The 15,208-nt window shown below is 28.6% G+C and carries 18 protein-coding genes; 16 read left to right on the top strand and 2 right to left on the bottom strand.

The window, feature by feature from the left end; genetic code table 11:
• The coding region (locus T514_RS0103770; protein ID WP_027623565.1) for a transposase at positions 1 to 224 on the bottom strand (224 nt) is incomplete at its 3' end.
• A 241-nt stretch (positions 225 to 465) separates the two neighbouring features.
• Positions 466 to 1,089 (bottom strand): sporulation membrane protein YtaF, encoded by a 624-nt coding sequence (gene ytaF, locus T514_RS0103765; protein WP_027623564.1) that lies wholly within the window; start codon positions 1,087 to 1,089, stop codon positions 466 to 468.
• Positions 1,090 to 1,589: 500 nt separating this feature from the next.
• Between ytaF and T514_RS0103760 the strand changes: the two genes are divergently transcribed.
• The 16 genes from T514_RS0103760 to T514_RS0103690 all read left to right on the top strand — a co-directional run bounded on the left by T514_RS0103760 (position 1,590) and on the right by T514_RS0103690 (position 15,207).
• Entirely contained in the window at positions 1,590 to 3,398 is a 1,809-nt protein-coding gene (locus T514_RS0103760; RefSeq protein WP_027623563.1) for an ABC transporter ATP-binding protein, read from the top strand.
• 16 nt (positions 3,399 to 3,414) lie between these two features.
• Entirely contained in the window at positions 3,415 to 5,238 is a 1,824-nt protein-coding gene (locus T514_RS0103755; protein ID WP_027623562.1) for an ABC transporter ATP-binding protein, read from the top strand.
• 132 nt (positions 5,239 to 5,370) lie between these two features.
• Positions 5,371 to 5,778: a hemerythrin domain-containing protein gene (locus T514_RS0103750; protein WP_027623561.1), complete on the top strand. Its 408-nt coding sequence runs from the start codon at positions 5,371 to 5,373 to the stop codon at positions 5,776 to 5,778.
• A gap of 100 nt (positions 5,779 to 5,878) precedes the next feature.
• The gene (locus tag T514_RS0103745) at positions 5,879 to 6,313 is read left to right on the top strand and encodes an RrF2 family transcriptional regulator (protein ID WP_027623560.1); all 435 of its coding nucleotides are present in this window, start codon (positions 5,879 to 5,881) and stop codon (positions 6,311 to 6,313) included.
• A 75-nt stretch (positions 6,314 to 6,388) separates the two neighbouring features.
• Positions 6,389 to 7,315 (top strand): cysteine synthase A, encoded by a 927-nt coding sequence (gene cysK / locus T514_RS0103740; protein ID WP_027623559.1) that lies wholly within the window; start codon positions 6,389 to 6,391, stop codon positions 7,313 to 7,315.
• A 20-nt stretch (positions 7,316 to 7,335) separates the two neighbouring features.
• Entirely contained in the window at positions 7,336 to 8,499 is a 1,164-nt protein-coding gene (locus T514_RS0103735) for a cysteine desulfurase family protein (RefSeq protein WP_027623558.1), read from the top strand.
• Positions 8,500 to 8,513: 14 nt separating this feature from the next.
• On the top strand, positions 8,514 to 9,596 hold the full coding sequence (gene mnmA / locus T514_RS0103730; protein WP_027623557.1) for a tRNA 2-thiouridine(34) synthase MnmA: 1,083 nt from the start codon (positions 8,514 to 8,516) through the stop codon (positions 9,594 to 9,596).
• Between the two features lie 316 nt (positions 9,597 to 9,912).
• Positions 9,913 to 10,395, top strand: coding sequence for a Na+/H+ antiporter subunit E (locus T514_RS25530; protein WP_084284257.1), 483 nt, complete (start codon positions 9,913 to 9,915; stop codon positions 10,393 to 10,395).
• Positions 10,396 to 10,397: 2 nt separating this feature from the next.
• Positions 10,398 to 10,667, top strand: a complete 270-nt coding sequence (locus T514_RS0103720) for an MrpF/PhaF family protein (RefSeq protein WP_051541738.1) — start codon at positions 10,398 to 10,400, stop codon at positions 10,665 to 10,667.
• On the top strand, positions 10,664 to 10,981 hold the full coding sequence (gene mnhG / locus T514_RS0103715; RefSeq protein ID WP_027623555.1) for a monovalent cation/H(+) antiporter subunit G: 318 nt from the start codon (positions 10,664 to 10,666) through the stop codon (positions 10,979 to 10,981). Before T514_RS0103720 ends, mnhG begins: the two co-directional genes overlap by 4 nt.
• The gene (locus T514_RS0103710; protein WP_027623554.1) at positions 10,968 to 11,207 is read left to right on the top strand and encodes a hydrogenase subunit MbhD domain-containing protein; all 240 of its coding nucleotides are present in this window, start codon (positions 10,968 to 10,970) and stop codon (positions 11,205 to 11,207) included. The genes mnhG and T514_RS0103710 overlap by 14 nt, the downstream gene beginning before the upstream one ends.
• Complete coding sequence (mbhE, locus tag T514_RS25525; RefSeq protein ID WP_051541735.1) at positions 11,204 to 11,482, top strand: hydrogen gas-evolving membrane-bound hydrogenase subunit E; 279 nt, start codon at positions 11,204 to 11,206, stop codon at positions 11,480 to 11,482. Before T514_RS0103710 ends, mbhE begins: the two co-directional genes overlap by 4 nt.
• Before the next feature lie 4 nt (positions 11,483 to 11,486).
• The gene (locus T514_RS25520) at positions 11,487 to 11,906 is read left to right on the top strand and encodes an MnhB domain-containing protein (RefSeq protein ID WP_051541733.1); all 420 of its coding nucleotides are present in this window, start codon (positions 11,487 to 11,489) and stop codon (positions 11,904 to 11,906) included.
• A 2-nt stretch (positions 11,907 to 11,908) separates the two neighbouring features.
• Positions 11,909 to 12,271 (top strand): sodium:proton antiporter, encoded by a 363-nt coding sequence (locus T514_RS0103700; protein WP_027623553.1) that lies wholly within the window; start codon positions 11,909 to 11,911, stop codon positions 12,269 to 12,271.
• Between the two features lie 2 nt (positions 12,272 to 12,273).
• Positions 12,274 to 13,743 (top strand): complex I subunit 5 family protein, encoded by a 1,470-nt coding sequence (locus T514_RS23760; RefSeq protein ID WP_034867935.1) that lies wholly within the window; start codon positions 12,274 to 12,276, stop codon positions 13,741 to 13,743.
• A 12-nt stretch (positions 13,744 to 13,755) separates the two neighbouring features.
• Positions 13,756 to 15,207, top strand: a complete 1,452-nt coding sequence (locus tag T514_RS0103690; protein ID WP_051541731.1) for a proton-conducting transporter transmembrane domain-containing protein — start codon at positions 13,756 to 13,758, stop codon at positions 15,205 to 15,207.
• The last annotated feature ends 1 nt before the right edge of the window (position 15,208 follow it).

Below are 15,208 nucleotides of genomic sequence, written 5' to 3'. Positions count from 1 at the left end.
TTTTGTTTCTTTCCATTGCGTGCATTTTCTACATCAGTACGCTCATATGGAGAATACCCTAAATGGTTATCCATCTCAGCTGCAAGCATGCTTTCAATAGTACCTCCAAGAAGGTCTTTTAATGCGTCTTGAATGTCCTCAGCAGATTGAATGTCATACTCCCTAATTAAATCAGCAATAATATTCTTTTTTCCCTCTGTTAATCTTTCTTTTCTCTTACCCATAACAAAACAGCCTCCTATGATATTTATATTTTATCATAGAAAGCTGCTATATTTTGTAATTTACAGACTTTTTTTCACAGACTCGAGAATAAACAAGGAGGGGCTGTCGTATTAAAGAATTTACATACAATATACTGTTTCCCAGTTTAAAGTTAACACAATATATTGTATGATTTATTGTTAGTGCGACATCCCCATTAAATTTAATGTCCTTTTATAAAAAGTAGCATTATTTACAATTTTATATAAAGGTTTCGTATATTCCTAATAAAATAATTATGCATGCAGAAATTATTTCAGAGTATTTTGATAGTGTTTTGGATAAGAATTTTTCTCCTACATAATGACCAAGCTGTATAAAAAGCATACTAAAAATACATGAAGCTAAAGAAGTTAGATACATATTTAATCCAGTTATACTGGCAGCAATACCTAAGCCAATATTATTAATACAAAGAACAATACCTAGAAATAAAGACTCTTTAATTTCTATGTTTTTAGACCCATTAACGTCTATTATTTCAGGATTGTTTAAAACATTATGATAATAATTTTCTCCCTCCATATTTATTTTAGAATCATTTTTTTCCTTGCTACAATCATTTTTTAGTGAATGTATAAGCATATATACTCCAAACAAAATTAATACAGAGCTACCAATTACATTAGCCTTCTCTATTGGAATTATATTTAACAACAATTTACCCAATGCCATGGATAAAAATGTTCCAATACCTGATATTAAAGCTATGAGTAGATTATTGGTGAAATTTATACTAATTTTATTTATTCCATAGCTTATTCCAACTACAAAAGCGTCACTACTTGATGATATGGCCAAAAATATTATAGGTAATATATACATATAGACCTCCTAAAATTCATGGTACATAATCATGTTATGTAATATTATTTAATTTGACATTATTACTTTTATATTAATTAAGACAAAATAAGCTCTTAATATATTTATAAAAAACTACTTGAAATACTGGAAAAGTTGTTATATACTGAAAAATATAAAATGAATTGGAGGTCGTGTAAATGTTACTATTAGTAATTAAAGGACACAAATTAAATATAAAATTTTATAGTAAAACACGACCAATAATGGATAGATAAAATAAAAGAAGGTTTATATTAAGCCATAGGTAGGTTGTGTAGCCCTATGGCTTTTGTAATATTTAAATATGTAATTTTTAACGTTTTAACAAAAGCTCTAGGATTTTTCTGGAGCTTTTTTTATATTTTAAATTAAGTGGAGGGGTGTTTTTATGAAAAGATATTCTAATAAAATTAATTACAAAGGTATAACTAGGTACACCTGAGTGGGAAAATTAAAAATAGTTAAGAGGGGGAAGATATATGAGTAGTGGCAAAAGACTATTAGAATTCTTAAAAGGAAATAAGTTGCTATATTTTGGGGCTATATTTAGTATAGCTATAGCAACATTTATAGCCACATTAGAACCATTAGTTGTAAAAATTACTATAGATTCTATTATTGGAGATAAGCCTTTACCAAGTTCACCATATTTAAAAAATATTATAAATAAAATAGGCGGTAAATCTCTACTAGTTAACAATTTGTGGGTATGTTCATTGGCTTTAGTTTCATTAACTGCTATAAGGGGAATATTTCTATTTTTAAGAGGTAAATTATCAGCTAAAGCTTCAGAAAATATAGCTAAAAATATAAGAGAAAACCTTTATAATCATATACAATATTTACCTTATGAATATCATGTTAAAAGCGAAAGAGGAGAACTTATACAAAGATGCACATCTGACGTGGATACAATAAGAAAATTTTTATCTACTCAATTTGTGGAAATAGGAAGAGCTATTTTTATATTAATTTTTTCTGTTAGAGCTATGATATCTTTGAATATAAAGATGACTCTTATTTCAATAGGAACAGTACCATTAATTTTTGTGTTCTCTTTTTTGTTTTTTTCCAAAATAAGCAATTTATTTAAGGAAGTTGATGAAGCGGAAGCAAAGATGACTACAATATTACAGGAAAATCTTTCTGGCGTTAGAGTGGTTAGGGCCTTTGGTAGGGAAAAATATGAGATAGAAAAGTATAATAAAGAAAATGAGAACTATACAAAGCTAGGATTAAAGTTATACTATTTGTTAGCTAATTACTGGAGTATATCAGATTTCTTATGTATGCTTCAAATATTAGGTGTTTTGATAGCAGGCGTATACTATGCAGCTAAAGGAAACATATCTTTAGGTACTTTAGTTGTATTTATGAATTATGAAGGAATGCTTTTATGGCCAGTTAGACAGCTTGGAAGAATTCTTTCCGATATGGGTAAAATGACTGTATCTATAAATCGTATTGGAGAAATATTGGATGAAAAGATAGAAGAAGAATTTAACTATGAGAAAAAAACAGAGATAAAGGGAAATATTGAATTTAAAGATGTGTATTTTGAATATGAAAAAGATATTCCTGTTCTTAAGGATGTATCATTTAAAGTGAGAAAAGGGGAGAGGATTGCTATTATTGGACATACAGGTTCAGGAAAATCTTCAATTACCTATATTTTAACTAGACTTTATGATTATCAAAAGGGTTCTATAAAGATAGATGGGGTGGAGCTTAAAGAAATAAATAAAAAGTGGATAAGAAAAAATATAGGTTTGGTATTACAAGAACCTTTTTTGTATTCAAGAACTATAAAGGAAAATATAAAAATAGGTAGAAAAGAAGCACAAGAAGAAGAAATAGTGAAAGCTGCTTCCCAAGCCTCCATACACAAAGTTATAGTTGATTTTGAAAAAGGATATGATACTTTAGTTGGAGAAAATGGTGTTACTCTTTCAGGAGGACAAAGACAGAGAGTAGCTATAGCTAGAACGTTGATAAATAAGACTCCTATACTTATATTTGATGATTCTTTAAGTGCGGTGGATACAGAAACAGATAAAAAAATTAGAGAAGCTTTAAAAGATAGAAGTAAAGGAGTTACTACTTTTATAATTTCTCATAGAATATCTACAATAAAAGATGCAGATAAGATAATTGTTTTGGACAAAGGAAAGATAGTACAAATGGGTAAACATGAGGAATTGATCAAAGATGATGGACTATATAAAAGAATTTGGGAAATACAAAAAAACACGGATAAAGAAGATATAAATAGTGAAAAAGTAGGTTAGTTAGGTGGTGATATATATGAACTTTAATGAAGAAGAAAAAGATAAAAAATTTAATTTTAGTATATGGACAAAGCTATTTAAATATATTTCTATATTTAGAAGTAAATTAAAAGTTTTAGTATTATTGATGATTGGAGTAGCGGGTATAGATGCCATAGCTCCTTTACTTACTAAATATGCTATAGATAACTTTATAATAGGTGAAAATATAAAAGGTATATATAAATTTACTTTAGGATATTTGGTAATTATAATAATTCAGGCTATAAATATAAAAGTTTTTATTATCTATGCAGGAAAAATAGAAACAGGACTTGCTAACTATGTAAGAAAACTAGGGTTTGAAAAGCTACAAAAATTGTCACTTTCCTATTATGATAGAAATTCTATTGGATGGATAACTTCTAGAATGACATCTGATATTATGAGATTAAGTGAGATAATATCATGGGGGCTTATAGATTTAGTCTGGGCTTTGGTGATGATGATAGGGTTTACGGTAGTAATGATTATTCATAATTGGAAACTTACCTTAATAACGCTAGTGGTAGTTCCCCCACTTTTTATAATAGGAATATATTTTCAAAAAAAGATTTTAGCATCTTATAGAAAAGTAAGAAAAATAAATTCAAAAATAACAGGAAACTTTAATGAAGGTATATCCGGAGCAATTACAACAAAAACTTTGGTAAGGGAAGAAGATAATTTACAGGAATTTAAAGTCGATACAGGAGAAATGAGATATGCATCAATAAGAGCAGCGACCTTTTCTGCTTTGTTTTTACCTATTGTATTAACTCTTGGAAGTATAGGTACAGGTTTAGCATTATGTTTTGGAGGAAAAGCGGTTATATTAAGAAATATAAGTTATGGAACCTTAGTTATGTTTCTCTCATACTCTGTTCAATTTTTTGAGCCTGTAAGTCAATTAGCAACCACTTTGGCAGAGTTGCAGCATGCTCAAGCTTCAGCGGAAAGAGTTATTTCCTTAATTGAAGAAGAAGTTGAAATTTGGGATAACAAAGAGGTAATAGAAAAGTATGGCGATGTTTTTAATGCTAAGACACAAAATTGGGAAAAAATCAAAGGAGATATATCTTTTAAAAATGTATCCTTTTCATATAAAAATGGAGAGAAGGTCCTTGAAAATTTTAATTTGGAAGTTAAGAAAGGTGAACAAATAGCTCTTGTTGGGGAGACGGGATCTGGAAAAAGTACTATAGTTAATTTGTTATGTAGATTTTATGAGCCTACTAAAGGAGAAATTTTAATTGATGATAAAAATTATAAAGATAGATCTTTGCTTTGGTTACAATCAAATTTAGGATATGTACTTCAAAGTCCTCATTTATTTAGTGGGAGCGTAATGGATAATATTAGGTATGGCAAATTAGATGCTTCTGAAGAAGAAATAATAAAGGCAGCAAAACTTGTAAATGCCCATGAATTTATAGAGAAATTGGAAAAAGGATATCATACAGAGGTTGGAGAAGGTGGAGGAAAGCTATCCTCAGGAGAAAAGCAATTGATTTCTTTTGCAAGGGCAATAATAGCGAATCCAGCTATATTTGTGTTAGATGAGGCAACTTCATCTATTGATACAGAAACAGAAAAGATAATACAGGATGCTATTTGTAAAGTATTAAAAGATAGAACAAGCTTTATAATTGCGCATAGACTTTCTACTATAGTATCTTCAGATAAAATATTAGTAATTAAAAAAGGTAAAATATTAGAAAATGGTGATCATGAGGAATTAATGAAGAAAAAAGGTTATTACTATAATCTATACACAAATCAATTTATAGAAGAAAAAGAAAAAGAGCTGCTAAATGCTTAATAGATACAATTCATATTATATATACTTAAAATAATATTTAATAAGTAACCAGTGTTACCGTAAATATACTTTTAATCTATTATAATCTTATTTATAGATTAAAAATATTTATGGAACACTGGAGGTATTAATGTGAATAATTTAAGTAATTTAAAAAGGCAACATTTGGAAATAACTGAACTTGTAAACACAATAAAAAGTCTTTCAATAAGTGGAGAAAGTATGGATGAAGGAACCGAAATTGCTAAAAATATAAACATATTAGCTGGTAAGTTAAAAATTCATTTGAATTCAGAAGACAAACATTTATATCCTGATTTGTTAAAAAGTAATGATTTAACAGTTAAAAGTATAAGTGAAGCTTATATAAAAGAAATGAGTAATATTTGCAATGAATTTATAGAATTTAAGAATAAATATAATACTAAGAGTAAATTGTTAAAAAACAAAGAGGAGTTTCTAAAAGAATCAGAAATTATATTTGATCTTTTAGAAAAAAGAATAAATAGAGAAGATGGGGAATTGTATAAGCTTATATAAATTATTTTACCGCCTTTAGTAGATAAATATTGACATATTTGAATTAAAGTATTATAATCATATAAAACATATAGGATTAATATAAATAAGAGGTGCTGATATGAAAATTTCAACTAAGGGCAGATATGGACTAAAAGCTATGATAGATATAGCTATATATTCTTCTTCAGAAAATGTAACATTGAAAAGTATTTCTGAAAGAGAAAACATATCTGAAAAATATTTAGAGCAAATATTTTCTGCTCTTAGAAAAAATGGTTTAGTAAATAGTAAAAAAGGGGCTCAGGGTGGTTATACATTAGCAGATAGTATGTCTAAAATAACTGCTGGAGATATACTTAGGGCCTTAGAAGGAGATCTACAAGTAGTAGGAGAAGATGACATAGACAAGGACATAATGGATTTATGTATTAAGAAAAATCTTTGGGATAAATTAAATCAAGCTATTAACTCTATTGTAGACTCTGTTACACTAGAAGATTTAGTTTATGAATATAACAAAGAAAGAAATCCAGAATATATATATTATATATAATATATATAATATATATATTTTTAGATAAATACCTACTAGTCCTATAGGAATAATAATTTAAAGGAGATGTTATTTATGAAAATATATAATAATTTAATAGAATTAATAGGAAATACACCATTACTAAAGTTATCTAAATATGAGGAAATTCATAAGGTTAAAGCAAATTTAATTAGCAAAATCGAATATTTTAATCCAACAGGTAGTGTTAAAGACAGAATAGCTTATTCAATGATAGAAGAGGGAGAAAAATTAGGGGCAATAAATAAGGATACCGTTATCGTAGAGCCAACTAGTGGAAACACAGGCATTGGATTAGCTTTTGTAGCAGCAGCAAAAGGATACAAATTAATTTTAATTATGCCTGAATCTATGAGTATAGAAAGAAGGAAGTTATTAAAAGCATATGGAGCAGAACTTGTATTGACACCTGCTTCAGAAGGAATGAAGGGAGCTATAAAAAAAGCAGAGGAATTATCTAAAGAAATACCAAATTCTTTTATACCACAGCAGTTTAATAATTTAGCTAATCCATTAATCCATGAAAGAACTACTGCAATGGAAATACTTAAAGATATGGATGGTAAGATAGATATATTTGTAGCAGGAGTAGGTACTGGTGGAACAATTACTGGTGTTGGAAAAGCTCTAAAAGAGAAAAATCCTCATGTGAAAATTGTAGCTGTAGAACCAGAGAGCTCACCAGTGCTTTCAGGTGGAATGCCCGGTTCTCACAAGATTCAAGGTATAGGAGCAGGATTTATACCTTCTGTGTTAAATACTCATATAATAGATGAAATTATTAAGGTATCAAATGAGGATGCATTTAATGCTACAGCAGAAGTAGCTAAATTGGAAGGGTTATTAGTTGGTATATCTTCTGGAGCAGCTATATATGCAGCAGGAAAATTGGGTATGAAAGAAGAAAATAAGGGGAAAAATATAATAATAATGTTACCGGACACTGGAATGAGATATTTATCTACACCAGTATTTGATTAAGAAAGAAGGGAGAGGGATTTATGGATAAAATAATATATATGGATCACGCAGCGACAACATATATAAAAGAAGAAGTATTAAATGAAATGTATCCATATTTCAAGAAGTATTATGGAAATCCTTCTTCTCAATACTCCATTTCCATGAATAGTAGAATGGCTATAGAATTGGCAAAGGAAAAAATAAGTAAAGGACTAAATTGTACACCTGAAGAAATATATATAGTAAGTGGTGCATCAGAAGCAGATAATTGGGCTATAAAAGGATTTGCTCTAGCTAATAGGTGCAAGGGTAATCATATAATTACAACTAAAATAGAACACGAGGCTGTATTAAATAGTTGTAGGTATCTAGAAGATATAGGTTTTGATATAACATATTTGCCAGTAGACAATAAAGGATTTATTAAATTAGAAGACTTAAAAAAAAGCATAAGAAATGATACTATATTGGTTTCTATAATGTTTGCAAATAATGAAATAGGAACTATAGAGCCTGTAGGAGAAATAGGAAGGATATGCAGGGAAAATAATATAGTATTTCATACAGATGCAGTACAGGCATTTTGTAAAATCCCTATAGATGTAAAGAAAATGAATATTCAAATGGCATCTTTATCTGCTCATAAAATATATGGGCCTAAAGGAATAGGTGCTTTATATATAAAAAAAGGCATTAAAATACACAGTTTAATTCATGGAGGAGCTCAAGAAAGAGGAAAAAGAGCAGGTACAGAAAATGTTCCACTAGTAGTGGGATTTGGAAAAGCTGTAGAACTAGGATTAGACTGCATGGAAGAAGAAAGTATAAGGCTAAGTAGATTGCGAGATGAATTAATAGATAAGTTGTCAGAAATAGAGAAGGTTGAGATAAATGGCCCTTTAGGAGAAAATAGATTACCTAATAACGTGAACGTTAGTTTTCCAGGGATACATGGAGAAGACTTAGTATTTTTATTGGACAGAGAAGGAATTTGTGTTTCTAGTGGAAGTGCTTGTCAAGCATCAGCTATGGAGCCTTCTCATGTGCTACTAGCTTTAGGTTTAGATAAAAAAATTGCTAAATCGTCCATAAGGCTTACATTAGGATATACAACTACAAAAGAAGATATTTATTATGTAGTAGATAAGTTAAAGGAAATAGTTCAAAAAGTAAGAAAAAGTAACAAGGAAATGCAAAATTAAGGCTGGTGATTTAAGTGGCAAAAAAAGTAGTGCTAGGTATGAGCGGAGGAGTAGATAGTTCAGTAGCAGCTTACCTTTTGTTAAGGCAAGGTTATGAAGTAATAGGAGTTACTATGCAAATATGGGAAAGTGATGAGGAATATGAAGAAAAGGAAGGAGGATGTTGTTCCTTATCCTCTGTAAATGATGCTAGAAGAGTAGCTTATAAATTAGGTATTCCTTTTTATGTGATGAATTTTAAAGAAGAATTTAAGGAAAAGGTAGTAACAAATTTTATAGAGGAATATATGCAAGGAAGGACTCCCAATCCCTGTATTGCATGTAATAAATATATAAAGTTTGATTCTTTTTTAAAGAGGGCAATGAATCTAGGAGCAGATTATATTGCAACTGGACACTATGCAAGGATAGATAAAAATGATGATGGTAGGTTTATTGTAAAGAAAGGTGTTGATTTAAAGAAAGACCAAAGCTATGTATTATATAATTTTACTCAATTTCAGTTAGAGCATACATTATTACCTTGTGGAGATTATAATAAGGATGAGATAAGAGCTATAGCTAAAGATATTGGTTTAAATGTATACAATAAAAAGGACAGTCAAGAAATTTGTTTTATACCGGATAATGATCATGGGAAATTTATAAAAAAACAAATAGGCCAAGAACCTAAAGAAGGTTATTTTATTGATAAAGAAGGAAATATATTAGGAAATCATAAGGGAATAATTTATTATACTATTGGTCAAAGAAAAGGTTTAGGTATTGCTTTAAAAAAGCCTATGTATGTTGTGAAAATTGATTATGAAAAAAATGAAATTACTTTAGGTGATAATGAGGATTTATTTAAAAAAGAGTTTATTGCAAAGGAATTAAATTTTATTCCTTTTGACAATTTAATATCTCCTTTAGAGGTGGAAGTTAAAATAAGATATAGTTCCTCTACATCTAAAGGAATAATAATACCTATTGAAAATGGCAAAATAAAAGTTCGACTTTATGATCCAAATAGGGCTATTACCAATGGTCAATCTGTTGTATTTTATTCAGAAGATATTTTAATTGGTGGGGGTATAATTGACAAAAATTTAGATTGAGTGAAAAATGAAATATTTACAGTAAAAATATTCTAATTACTGAATTGGAATAAAAGGGTTAAAATTTAATATATGGTATAAAATGGTAGTTTAAAAAGAAAATATAAGCTATCATTTTCTTTTATTGTAATAAAATACAAAATAAAATACCTATAAAATAGTTATATTTACCTCATTTAGCATAATAAAATATTATAGATTAAATGTTTTATGTATTTTGTTAATTAAAAAAAATGAATAAATCCAAAAAAAATATAGACGACTATATATAAAATTTGATAATATAATATTAGGGAATTAAAAAGAAGAAGAAAGGATGGCATTTTTGATGAAATTTTGGCTTATTTCGCTTTATTTTGGGTTTTGGGTTGTTTTATGCGAATCCCTTAATATGGAAATTTCCATAATTGGAAGTTTAGTCTGCTATTTTATTTTTAAATTTAATAGAGACCTGATTATGGAAAGGGATAATTTTTTCAAGACAAAGGGTAAAACTATAATTTATAGTTTAAAGTATTTTGCGATTTTGATAAGAGAAATTTTCAAATCAAATTTTCATGTAGCTAAAATAGTTCTTAGTCCTAAAATGGACATATCTCCTCAAGTAGTAACTATTGATACAAATATTAAATCACCTTTATGCAAAACATTGTTGGCAAACTCTATAACATTAACGCCAGGAACACTTACTTTGTTAATGGAGGACAAAAAGTTAACAATACATTGTTTACAAAGAGAGAATGTAAACGATTTATTGCAATCGGATTTTGAGAAGATTCTTTTGAAAGCTGAGGAATAAAAATGATTAAAATACTAATATTTTCAATAATGTTTTTATCAGTAACTATAATAGCATGCATGTATAGGGCGTTAAAAGGACCTAGTGCAGCAGATAGGCTTATTGCTATAAATGTAATTGGTAATAAAACCATAATATTAATTTTAATAGTTTCATTAATACTACATGAAAGTTATTTTATAGATGTAGCGTTAGTGTATGCATTGATTAGTTTTATTGCATCTATAGTTATAGCCAACTATATTCAAAACATAGGGGGAGGTAATAGATGATTAAAACTATAGTAGGAGGAATATTTATATTTGGAGGATTATTCTTTTTTATGGTAGGAACTCTTGGAATATTAAGATTTCCAGATGTTTTTACTAGAGTTCATAGTGCTGCTAAATGTGATACTCTTGGAGCACTTTTAAGTTTAACGGGGCTAATAATATTTAATGGATTTAATGGTTCTAGTTTAAAATTAATTCTTATTTTAATTTTTATTTGGATAACCAATCCTACAGCAACACATTTAATTGGAAAGGCAGAATATCTAAGGAGAATAAATAAAAGAGAGGGGGAAAATAAAGATGAAAATATTTAGTATGATAATGCTACTATTTTTAATTTTTTCATCTATTGCTGTATCCTCTATAAAAAGTTTATTAGGTGCTATTATAGTTTTTATGGTATATAGCTTAGTAATGGCAATATTGTGGCAGCAACTTAATGCACCAGATCTCGCTATTACTGAAGCAGCAGTAGGGGCAGGTATAACTACAGTATTATTTATAATTACTTTAAAGAGAATTAGGGGAGTAAAAAGATGAAAAAAATTTTAGGTGCTATATTAACTATTGGATTAACATCTATATTACTTCTTGGTGTTGTAGAATTACCCGATTTCGGAAAAGAAAATACTCCAACTCATAATGAAGTTTCCAAATACTACATAGAAAATTCAATGAAAGATACAGGAGCAACAAATATAATAACAGGAGTAATATTAGATTACAGAGCCTTTGATACCTTTGTGGAATCTAGTGTATTATTTACCTCGGCGGTGGTAGTTTTAATAGTATTAAAAAAAGAGGTAAGGGAGTGATTACATGAAGGACGAAATATTAAATGAAATAACAAAAATACTTGTTCCTTTAATACAAATATTCGGAATTTACATCATTTTCCATGGACATTTAAGTCCAGGAGGAGGTTTTGCTGGAGGTACAATACTTGGAACAAGTTTTATTTTGTACAGAATTACTTATGGAAAGGAAAAAGCCCAAGAGAAATTTAAGTATTCAAAATTAATAAAAATAGTATCTATAGGATTAATATTATATGGAGTTATGAAAGGTTATAGTTTTGTGTCTGGTGGAAGTCATTTAAATTGGCCATCACCGCCTTTAGGTACTCCAGGTAAAATTTTAAGTGGAGGATTTCTATTACCATTAAATATTGTTGTAGGAGCTGTAGTTGGTATTACTATGTACTTTTTTTATAGTTTATTTGAAGAAGGAGAAATATAATCATGGAAAAACTCTTAACTAATTATTATGAAACGGGAGCAATAATTTTATTTGGAGTAGGGTTTATGACTCTTTTATTGCATAATAATTTAATTAAAAAGGTCATAGGAATGAATATAATGGACACCGCTGTATTTTTATTTTTTATTGCTAAGGGATATATACAAGGGAAAGAAGCTCCAATTATTACTGGAGATTTCAAAGGGGTTGGAGCATACATTAATCCTATACCAACATCACTGATGCTTACTGGTATAGTTGTAGGAGTTAGTACTACGGCCTTTGCCTTAGCCCTAACTGTAAAAATATATGAAAAATATGGAACAGTGGAGTTAGATAAAATTTTAGAAAAAGGAGATGAGTAGATTTGCTGATAGATAGTTTCCCCATTTTAATAATATTAGGTTTATTTATTACGGCAACTACAATGCCTATAATTAAGAAAAAGAAAATAATAAAAGGGGTAAGTTTAGTAACTTTTGCTTTAAGTCTTTTAATGTATATAGCCACATTAAATAGAGTTTTAAAACTTGGAGATTATTATTATAGAGTTGGACATTTTGATGCACCTTTTGGTATAGAATTTCATGTGGGAACTGTTGAATGTATAATTGGAATATTATTTACCTTTATAGCTGTTATGGTTATATGGTATTCAATATATAATATAAATTCAGATATAAGAGAAGATAAAATACCATTATATTATTTTTTAATTAACATACTTATAGCTTCTTTGCTTGGTATAGTATTTTCAAATGATATGTTTAATGTATTTGTATTTATTGAAATAGGAAACCTGGCTTCCTGCGGTATTGTAGTAGTTAAAGACAAAAAAGAAAACATAAAAGCAGGAATGAAATATTTAATAATGAGTTGCCTAGGTTCAGGATTAGTTCTTATGGGAATTGCATTTCTATACTCTATGACTGGACATTTGAATATGACTTATATTCATAAGGAATTGGTAAAAAATTATACCAATTATCCACGAGCCATTCTTATAACATCAGGATTATTTACAGTGGGATTAGGAGTAAAAAGTGCCATGTTTCCACTTCATACATGGTTACCAGATGCCCATTCTAATGCTCCAACCACCTCAAGTGCCATATTATCTTCCTTGGTTTTAAAAGGATATGTATTATTTTTAATAAAAGTTTTATATAGAGTTTTAGGCATAGAAATAATTAGAAACTTTTCTATATTGAATATAATACTTTTATTAGGTTGTCTTGGTATGATATTAGGTTCTATTTTTGCAATATTGCAAAATAATTTTAAAAGAGTAATTGCATATTCTACTGTAGCGCAAATGGGATATATTTTCTTTGCTATAGGTCTTGGTACAGAAATAGGTTTAATTATATCTATATTTCATATAATTGGCCATGCAGTTACTAAAGCAGCCTTATTTCTATGTGCAGGTACAATAATTCATGCAACTGGGCATAAAAATTTAAAGGATCTAAAAGGAGTAGGGAAAGAAATGCCCTATACTCTTGGGTTGTTTTTTATAGCATCATTATCCATGATAGGTATACCACTGTTACCAGGATTTGTTAGCAAATGGTATTTATCCTTAGGTAGTATACAATCTAATAAAACAGTGTTAATTGCAGTAATACTTGTAAGTAGTTTATTAAATGCAGTATATTATTTTCCAATTTCTATTAATGGATATTTTGGAGAGGAAAATTTGCAGCAAAAAGTTTATAAAAGTAAAAGTAAACCTTTAAGCGAGTTGTTACCAATAATTATTTTAGTTATAGCTATGATATACATTGGTATGGCTTCTAAGGGAATAATAAATTTGATTAAGACAGGATTAGTATAGGAGGATTAAATTTTGAAAGATTTATATATACTACTACCCATATGTTTTCCTTTCTTAGCTGCTATTATTATAATATTGGCGAAATTTAATGAGAAGAGAAGAAACATTTTTGCAGGATCTGCTGTTGTATTAAATTTTATCTTTGTATTAAGTTTATTTTGTTATTTTTCAGAAGGAAAACTGCATCTTCTAAAAATTAATGAATTTTTAGATTTATACTTTAAAATAGATAAATTAAGTATTTTCTTTGGCTCAATAGTTTCAGTTCTTTGGATATTTACCACAATATATTCTATGGAGTATATGAAACATGAGGGAAAGGAAGATCGATTTTTTGCATATTTTTTAGCTACTTTAGGAATAACTTTAGGTATTGCATTTTCAGGGAATTTAATAACATTATACTTTTTTTATGAGTTTTTAACCTTAGCAACATTTCCTTTAGTTATTCATAATGGAAGCAAAGAAGCTTTGGAAAGTGGGAAAAAATACTTGGTATATTCCTTTGTAGGAGCAACTTTAGCACTACTTGGAATGATAGTCTTGTTTAGTATAACTAATAGTTTAACTTTTATGCCTAAAGGTATATTTAATGCTAATTCAAACTTAAATATTAGCTTAATATCATTAAGTTATTTAGCTTTGTTTATTGGTTTTGGCGTTAAAGCAGCTCTTGTACCGTTTCATTCTTGGTTGCCACAAGCTATGGTGGCTCCAACTCCAGTAAGTTCACTTTTACATGCTGTTGCGGTTGTAAAATCAGGGGTTTTTGCTTTAACTAGAACAACTTATTATATATTCGGAGCAGAAATTGTAAGAAAAACTCATAGTACAAGATATTTAGTTGTATTAATAGTAATATCTATACTTATGGGATCTTTTTTAGCCTTACATCAACAAAATTTGAAAAAAAGGTTGGCTTATTCAACTGTAAGCCAGTTGGGATATATTTTGCTTGGCATAGTTTTATTAAATGAAAATTCTTTTGTTGGATCTATGCTACATCTTATTAATCATGCAGTAATAAAAATAACTCTATTCTTTTGTGTAGGTGCAATAATGTATACTACTGGAAAAACAGAAATAGGGCAAATTAAAGGTATAGGAAAACAAATGCCTATTACTATGTGGTGTTTTGCCATATCATCTGTATCATTAATAGGAATACCTCCTACTAATGGATTTGTAAGTAAGTGGTTTCTAGCTCAAGGAGCTCTTGTTGAGGGAAAGATTGCGTTTCCAGCAATACTTTTATTAAGTGCATTACTTACAGCAATGTATCTTTTACCTGTAGTTACAGCAGCCTTCTTCAAAAAAGGCGATAATGTAATTTCTTTAAATAAAGAGGCTCCTAAAAAAATGTTGATTCCAATAGTATGTATAACAGTAATAACAGTGCTTTTAGGGTTGCTTCCAAATTATGTGCTAATTTTTGTACAAGAAATAGCTAGTGAATTGATGTAAG

Origin of the sequence: Clostridium lundense DSM 17049 (assembly GCF_000619945.1) — a bacterium.
In the GTDB taxonomy this organism is placed as follows: domain Bacteria; phylum Bacillota; class Clostridia; order Clostridiales; family Clostridiaceae; genus Clostridium_AO; species Clostridium_AO lundense.
This window is presented reverse-complemented; position numbering and strand designations above follow the sequence as displayed.

Bases quoted from the DNA above. Each gene is read 5' to 3' on its own strand.
- ytaF (WP_027623564.1), bottom strand. From the start codon at position 1,089: ATGTATATATTACCTATAATATTTTTGGCCATATCATCAAGTAGTGAC.
- T514_RS0103760 (WP_027623563.1), top strand. From the start codon at position 1,590: ATGAGTAGTGGCAAAAGACTATTAGAATTCTTAAAAGGAAATAAGTTG.
- T514_RS0103755 (WP_027623562.1), top strand. From the start codon at position 3,415: ATGAACTTTAATGAAGAAGAAAAAGATAAAAAATTTAATTTTAGTATA.
- T514_RS0103745 (WP_027623560.1), top strand. From the start codon at position 5,879: ATGAAAATTTCAACTAAGGGCAGATATGGACTAAAAGCTATGATAGAT.
- cysK (WP_027623559.1), top strand. From the start codon at position 6,389: ATGAAAATATATAATAATTTAATAGAATTAATAGGAAATACACCATTA.
- T514_RS0103735 (WP_027623558.1), top strand. From the start codon at position 7,336: ATGGATAAAATAATATATATGGATCACGCAGCGACAACATATATAAAA.
- T514_RS25530 (WP_084284257.1), top strand. From the start codon at position 9,913: ATGGCATTTTTGATGAAATTTTGGCTTATTTCGCTTTATTTTGGGTTT.
- T514_RS0103720 (WP_051541738.1), top strand. From the start codon at position 10,398: ATGATTAAAATACTAATATTTTCAATAATGTTTTTATCAGTAACTATA.
- mnhG (WP_027623555.1), top strand. From the start codon at position 10,664: ATGATTAAAACTATAGTAGGAGGAATATTTATATTTGGAGGATTATTC.
- T514_RS0103710 (WP_027623554.1), top strand. From the start codon at position 10,968: ATGAAAATATTTAGTATGATAATGCTACTATTTTTAATTTTTTCATCT.
- mbhE (WP_051541735.1), top strand. From the start codon at position 11,204: ATGAAAAAAATTTTAGGTGCTATATTAACTATTGGATTAACATCTATA.
- T514_RS25520 (WP_051541733.1), top strand. From the start codon at position 11,487: ATGAAGGACGAAATATTAAATGAAATAACAAAAATACTTGTTCCTTTA.
- T514_RS0103700 (WP_027623553.1), top strand. From the start codon at position 11,909: ATGGAAAAACTCTTAACTAATTATTATGAAACGGGAGCAATAATTTTA.